Origin of the sequence: Kitasatospora sp. A2-31, assembly GCF_022288725.1 — a bacterium.
In the GTDB taxonomy this organism is placed as follows: Bacteria; Actinomycetota; Actinomycetes; order Streptomycetales; family Streptomycetaceae; genus Kitasatospora.
Genome location: NZ_JAKNTA010000061.1, coordinates 1 through 6,555, shown reverse-complemented (window position 1 = coordinate 6,555; position 6,555 = coordinate 1). Strand labels below are relative to the sequence as shown.

Genomic DNA, 6,555 nt, shown 5'->3' with positions numbered 1-6,555 from the left:
CCCGCCGATCAGCCCGGTGGCCGGGCCGATCGAGGTCGTGTCCCCGCCGACCGACGGGCGGGCCAGTGTGCGAATCGTGATCACCCCCGAGGAGCCGGTCTTCGCCGGCCACTACCCGGACTTCCCGATCTTCCCCGGCGTCTGCGTCCTCGAATGCGCCCACCAGGGAGCCCGCGTCACCGCCCCTGAGCCGGTCGAACTGATCGCGGTGGACTCCGCCCGTTTCAGCGGCGCCGTCTACCCCGGCGACACCCTCGTCATCGACCTCACCTGGCGCCGGACCGAGGACGGCTGGCAGTGCCGGGCGGCCGCCGCCACCGGGAACGGGCCGGCGGCCTCCATCCGCCTGCGCTTCGCCACCACCGATGGAGGGGCACGATGACCGCTGTCGAGTCGACGCCGACCGGCGACCCGGCCCCGGCGGTCGTCGACCTGCTGCCGCACCGCTATCCGATGCTCCTGGTGGACCGCGTAGTGGAACTGGTGCCGGGGGAGCGGATAACGGCGACCAAGGCCGTCACCCACAACGAGCCCTGGTACGCCGGGCTGGTCCCAGGCCAGGACCCGGTCTACCCGCTGCCGTTGCTGATCGAGTCCTGGGGACAAGCGGCCGGTGTGCTCGCTTCCGCCACCGCACCCGACGCCCGCGGCCAGGTCATGCTGTTCGGCAGCGTCACCGCCGCCCGCTTCCACCGCCCCGTGCGTCCCGGTGACCTGGTCGAACACCTGGTCAGGGTCGACCGCATGCTCGACGACTCGGTGGTCTTCGAGGGTGAGAGCCGCTGCGCCGGGGAGCCGGTGATGTCGGTCGAGCGCATGGTGATGGCCTTCCGGCCGGCGGCACTGCTGCGCCCCGCAATCGCCGCCCCGTCGGCCTGACCGAGGAGAGACACATGACTGCGACACCCAAGCCTTCCAAGTACTGGATGTTCACCAACGAGTTCACCCAGAACCCCTTTCCGATCCTGGAGTACATCCGCTCGCAGGGACCGGTCTGCGAGGTGCCGCTGCCCGGCGCCGGCCGGGCCTGGGTGGTGACCCGTTACGAGGAGGCCAAGGAAGCGCTCGCCGACCCCCGGCTGAGCCGCGACATCCACTACCACTACAAGCTGATCGCCGAGCGGACCGGACAGCGGGTGGTGCCCCCGCCGGAGAACTCCAACCACCTGGCCAACCTCGAGCCGCCGCGGCACACCCCGCTGCGCCGTGCGATCAGCTTCGCCTTCACCCCCCGCCGGGCGGAGGCCATGCGCCCCAAGGTCGTGGCGATGGCCGACGAGCTGCTGGACAAGCTCGCCGATCAGGCCAGCCCCGACCTGATCAGCGGCTACGCCGACCCGCTCCCGGTGATCGCCATCGCGGCCCTGATGGGCGTCCCCGCCGAGTCCTGGCCGGACTTCCTGCGTTGGTCCACCGCACTGCGAGCGGCCGACCCGGTGATGGCCGGTGGCGAGATGGACCGTACGACCAGGGAGCTCTCCGCCTACCTGCGCGCGCTGATCGCGCGGAAGGAGAAGGAACCCGGTGACGACCTGATCTCCGCCCTGATCCATGCCGATGCCGACAAGCGGTTGACCGGCATGGAGATCCTCTCCACCGCCTTCGCCCTGATGACCGGCGGCAACGACACCACCGCGAGCCTGGTCGGAGGCGTCCTGGGCACATTCCTGACGCACCCGAAGGAGCGCGACCGGCTGCTCGCGGAGCCGGGCTCCTGGGGCGCCGCGATGGACGAGCTCATCCGCTACGTGAGCCCGATCGGGAACACCCTGCAGCGCGCCACCACCGAGCCCGTGACGATCGGCGGGACCACCATCCCGACCGGCGAGATCGTGATCATCAACGTGCTTTCGGCCAACCGGGACGAGCGCCAGTTCCCGGACCACCCTGACGAGTTGGACCTGGACCGGGAGAAGCCCACCCACCTGTCCTTCGGTTTCGGAATCCACTACTGCTCCGGCGCGCATCTGGCTAAGGTGATCACCGAGGTCGGCACCCGCCGTGTCTTCGAGCGCTTCCCGGAGGTGCGGCTCGCCGTGGACCCGAGCGAACTGCGGTACCAGCAGAACGTGGTGACCCGCCCGCTGGAGACGCTTCCGGTGCGGTGGTACGCCGACAACGCGATGTCCAGGGGAGTGGGATGACGGATCTTCAACCGCGCGGGACCGGGACCACCACCACACGCCACCGATGAAGACGACGTTGATCATCCTCCTCGGGGCGATCACCGTGGTCATCGCGGTCGGCGGCCTAGCGGTCGGTGCCCGTCGGCTGCTCGGAGTGCGGATCGGCGTCATCCGCGCGGCCCTGACCGGCTCGGCCGGGGTCGCCGCGGCCTCCGTCCTCGGCTCGGCTCTGAGCAGCGTGAACCGGTCGGTGGGCAACCCGTCCGTGCCCCTCACCATCGAGGTCGGCGCCGGGCTCTTCGCCGCGGTGGCCTTCCTCGCGCTCTCCGAAACACTCCTGCCGACCGGCTCCTGGTCGGCGCTGCGCCTGCCCCAGGCGCTGCGCCGACGCTGGGTACGAGCCCGGCGCTACTCGCAGCTCAGCGCGATAGTGCGGCGGCACGGTCTCACCCGCCTGCTGCGCAGCGCGGACCGGGCCCGTGCCGCCGGCTCCTACGGCCACCCAGAGCTCGCCCGCTCGCTGCGCCTGGCCTTGGAGGAGGGCGGCGTCACCTTCGTCAAGCTCGGCCAGCTGATGTCGGTGCGCTACGACCTGCTGCCCCCGCAGTTCATCGCGGAACTGAGCCGGCTCCAGCACCAGGCGACACCCGCTCCTTGGGAGCAGGTGGCCGAGCAGTTGGAAAGGGAACTCGGCGGCCCCACCGACGAGGTGTTCGCCGAGTTCGACCCCCGGCCGCTCGCGGCCGGTTCGATCGCCCAGGTCCACCGCGCGCGGCTGCACTCCGGCCAGCAGGTGGTGGTCAAGGTCCGCCGCCCGGGGTGCCGACCCGTGGTCGAACGCGATCTGGACATCCTGTGCAGCGCCGCCCGAAAGCTGGAGGAACGCACCAAGTGGGGGCGTTCCACCGGCGTTTACGCGTTAGCCGAGGGGTTCGCCCAGTCCGTGCTGGAGGAGCTCGACTTCCGCATCGAGGCCCGCAACATCGCGGCCATCGCGGCGGCCGCGGCCGAGGCGGCCCACCGGCCGCTGGCCCCGGCGGGGCCGGAGGTCGTGATCCCGGCCGTGCACCAGGCGCTGAGCACCGAGAAGGTCCTGGTCGTCGAGTGGATGGACGGCATCGCCCTCGGCTCCGCGACACCCGAGCAGGTAGCGGGGCTGATGGACCCTGCCGCTGGCGCCAACGCGGTGCTGGACTGCGTGCTGCGACAGATCATGGTCGGCGGGATCTTCCACGCCGATCCGCACCCGGGCAACATCCTGCTGCTGCACGACGGCCGGATCGCGCTCCTGGACTTCGGATCCGTGGGCCGGATTGACTCCCTGGTCCGGACCAAGCTGCGTGACATGCTCCTCGCGGTCAACAAGGGCGATGCGGCGGCGCTGCGCGACGTGCTGGTGGGACTGGTCGACGACCCTGAGACGATCGACGAGGCGAAGCTGGAACGCTCGCTCGGCGACTTCCTGGCGCGCCACTTCAGCCCGGGCCTGCCCCTGGACCTCGCCTCCTTCGGCGACCTCTTCCGCCTGGTCGCCGAGCACCGGATCACCATTCCCCCCAACGTCGCGGCGGCCTTCCGGGCTCTGGCGACCCTGGAGGGCACGCTTCCCCGGTTCGACCCGTCCTTCGACCTCCTGGCCGCAGCCAAGGGCTTCGCCAGGACCCACCTCGCCGAGAAGGTCGCGCCCGCCGCCCTGGCCGCGTCGGCGTTGGACGAACTGTTGGCGGTGCTGCCGATGCTCCGTCAGCTGCCGCGCCGGCTGAACCGGATCACCGGGGCGCTGGAGCAGGGGCGCCTGGGGGTCAACGTCCGGCTGCTGGGCCACGAACACGATCGTGGCTTCGTCCGCGCCATGCTGAGCGAGATCATCCTCACCGTCCTCGGGGCCACTACCGGTGTGATGGCGGTGCTTCTGGTCGGTACCAGTGGCGGACCGATGATCGTGAGGTCCGTCAGCCTCTTCCAGGTCCTCGGGTACAACCTGCTCGCGGTCAGCGCCGTTCTGATGATCCGGGTGCTGTTCGCCGTGGTGCGCAGACAGTGACAGCAACCGGCGTCCGGGCGAGCCGTGGTCCGTCCGGTGCGGTCGGAACGTGACCGGAATCGGTCAACCGCCCGGCGGGCGGTTCGGCTCATCGGCTACCTTCGGCATCGAAGTCGACACGGACCGTCAGTTCTCGTGAGGCGCCCGTGTGCTCCTGGCCTGGCCTGAGCAACTTGCTGCCAGCCCCATAGGACCGTTCGCCCGCCGCGCTGTTCCATGGCGATGAATGGGCGTTCACGTCATGGGGGTTGTAATGATGAAGTCGTCGGCGACAGCCGGTTTCCGCCCGGTCGTACGGGATCGTCCGAGGGACGAGATCGAGCAGGGGCTGCTGGAGGTGCAGGCCCTGCTCGCCGACACGATGGTCAGGCATCGCGACTGGGTCTCCAAGGGATCGACCGTCACCGTGCTGCGATCCGGCGAGGACCAGTTGTCGGCGGAGGTCACGCGCATGATCGGCCGGGCCGGACGAGGCCTGGAAGTGGTGCTCTCCTCGGACCGGGCGCGGGCCGAGGTGGTCTACCGCTCGCTGGAAACGCTGCTGTCCGCGCGTGGTGCCACCGTGCAGGTCCGCCTGCTGTGCGGACAGGCCGGCCTGGACCGCGAGTTCGCCCTCGCCCAGCTCGAGGCCGGACACCGGGTCGAGGTGCGGACGGCCCGGCTACCTCCGATGGAGGCGATCCTGGTGGACCACCAGGTCGCCCTGCTGGCCGATCCGATCGGCGGCAGCCGGCAGGCCGCGGTGGTGCGGGACGCCTCCGTACTGAACTCCCTGCATCTCCTCTTCGCCAGCGTATGGCGTGGTGCGGTCTCGATCCGCGATCAGGAGGGCTTCGGCAACTGGGCCCGGGCCGACTTCGCTGGGCGCGTGCTGGGCTGCCTGAACGCCGGAATGACGGACGAGGTCGCAGCCAGGGAGCTGTCGGTCTCGGTCCGTACCTATCGGCGCTACGTCGCGGAGATCATGGACATGTTGAGGGTGAATTCCCGCTTTCAGGCCGGCGCGCGCGCCGCCGAGCTCGGGTTGCTGCCCGCGGAACAGGAATCGCGGCCGAGTCGGCGAACCGCCTGAAAGCGGTCGGGGTGACCGTGTTGGCAACTACCTGAAACCGCCATTGCGGTGCTGCGCGGCGTGCGGATAGAACTGATCCGGAACCAGCCGATGCGGGACCGACGGCGAATCGGGAATTCCGGTCGAAGAATCGAAGTGCGATTGATGAGCCATCGACCGGTGATCGGAAAGGCTCCTGAGAACTCCGGCAGTCGTCTCCCCGGGCGGACTGCCGGCGGCCCGCGGTCGGCAGGCGCGCGTTTCAGCTCGAAACCGCGTCGGCCGACCCGTGGAAGGGCGCCGGAGCCGGCCCCGCACCCCCGGCGGGACCGGCTCCGCGCACGGCCCGGAGAACACGGCGGCATGCTCGGAGGAGACGGGACAGATGATCGACAGCGTGATCGACAGCCGGTGGTTCCGCCGTCACCCGGCGGCGGACGGTCCGGCGACCAAGCGGCTGGTCTGTCTGCCGCACGCGGGCGGTGCCGCGAGTACGTTCCACAGTTGGAGCGGCCGCCTCGGGAACGGGGTGGAGCTCCTGGCGGCCAAGTACCCGGGGCGGCACGAGCGGATCGGTGAGTCGAGCCTGGAGAGCATGACGGAGCTCGCCGACGCGGTCACCGAGGCCCTGCTGCCCTTCGCGGACCTGCCGCTGTCCCTCTTCGGCCACAGCATGGGCTCCTACGTCGCCCACGAGGTGGCGTGCCGGCTGGAGGGCGTGCACGGCGTGCGGCTGGAGGGGCTCTACCTGTCCGGCGCCCGGGCGCCGCACCTGTTCGAGCCCAAGGCGGCCTACCTGGGCGGTGACGAGGCCGTCCTCGACGAGGTGCGCCGACTCGGCGGCACGGAGGCCGCGCTGTTGACCGACCCGGATCTGTTCGAGCTGGTGATGCCGGCCATCCGGGCCGACTTCAGGATCATGGGGGCCTACCGACCGAATGCCCTCGTCGTGCACTGCCCGATGGTCGCCTACGTCGGTGACCGGGACCTGGACGTCGCGCCCGCGGACATGGCGGCCTGGGCGGATCTCGCCTCCGGCTCCTTCGACATGACGGTCTTTCCCGGCGACCACTTCTACCTCGTGGGCCAGCCGGACGGGCTGATGCGCGATCTCGCCGCACGGATCGCGTGACCAGATGGACACGGTAACCTCGGGGCCGAGCAGCGGCGTCGGCGTCCTGGACAAGACCTCGCTGCTTCTCGGCGTGCTGGCTGACGGTCCGGCCTCGTTGCGGACCCTGAGCGACGTCACCGGTCTGTCCAGGGCGACCGTGCACCGGCTCGCGCTCGCCCTGGAGAGCATCCGCCTGCTGACCCGGGACGCCCGGGGGCGG

At 70.5% G+C, this 6,555-nt stretch carries 7 protein-coding genes; all 7 read left to right on the top strand.

From position 1 onward, the window contains the following. A partial coding sequence (locus MCM47_RS39115; RefSeq protein WP_255753386.1) for a 3-hydroxyacyl-ACP dehydratase FabZ family protein occupies positions 1-382 on the top strand: 382 nt, incomplete at its 5' end. Then, positions 379-879, top strand: a complete 501-nt coding sequence (locus MCM47_RS39110) for a 3-hydroxyacyl-ACP dehydratase FabZ family protein (RefSeq protein WP_238861741.1) — start codon at positions 379-381, stop codon at positions 877-879. The genes MCM47_RS39115 and MCM47_RS39110, both read left to right, overlap by 4 nt. A gap of 14 nt (positions 880-893) precedes the next feature. Then, complete coding sequence (locus tag MCM47_RS39105) at positions 894-2,144, top strand: cytochrome P450 (RefSeq protein WP_238951663.1); 1,251 nt, start codon at positions 894-896, stop codon at positions 2,142-2,144. Between the two features lie 46 nt (positions 2,145-2,190). Continuing rightward, positions 2,191-4,170, top strand: a complete 1,980-nt coding sequence (locus MCM47_RS39100) for an AarF/ABC1/UbiB kinase family protein (RefSeq protein WP_238951662.1) — start codon at positions 2,191-2,193, stop codon at positions 4,168-4,170. Between the two features lie 253 nt (positions 4,171-4,423). Continuing rightward, entirely contained in the window at positions 4,424-5,242 is an 819-nt protein-coding gene (locus tag MCM47_RS39095; protein ID WP_238951661.1) for a LuxR family transcriptional regulator, read from the top strand. A gap of 364 nt (positions 5,243-5,606) precedes the next feature. Further along, positions 5,607-6,353, top strand: coding sequence for a thioesterase II family protein (locus MCM47_RS39090; protein WP_238861743.1), 747 nt, complete (start codon positions 5,607-5,609; stop codon positions 6,351-6,353). A gap of 4 nt (positions 6,354-6,357) precedes the next feature. Next, a partial coding sequence (locus MCM47_RS39085) for a helix-turn-helix domain-containing protein (protein ID WP_238951660.1) occupies positions 6,358-6,555 on the top strand: 198 nt, incomplete at its 3' end.

Bases quoted from the DNA above. Each gene is read 5' to 3' on its own strand.
- MCM47_RS39095 (WP_238951661.1), top strand. From the start codon at position 4,424: ATGATGAAGTCGTCGGCGACAGCCGGTTTCCGCCCGGTCGTACGGGAT.
- MCM47_RS39110 (WP_238861741.1), top strand. From the start codon at position 379: ATGACCGCTGTCGAGTCGACGCCGACCGGCGACCCGGCCCCGGCGGTC.
- MCM47_RS39100 (WP_238951662.1), top strand. From the start codon at position 2,191: ATGAAGACGACGTTGATCATCCTCCTCGGGGCGATCACCGTGGTCATC.
- MCM47_RS39090 (WP_238861743.1), top strand. From the start codon at position 5,607: ATGATCGACAGCGTGATCGACAGCCGGTGGTTCCGCCGTCACCCGGCG.
- MCM47_RS39105 (WP_238951663.1), top strand. From the start codon at position 894: ATGACTGCGACACCCAAGCCTTCCAAGTACTGGATGTTCACCAACGAG.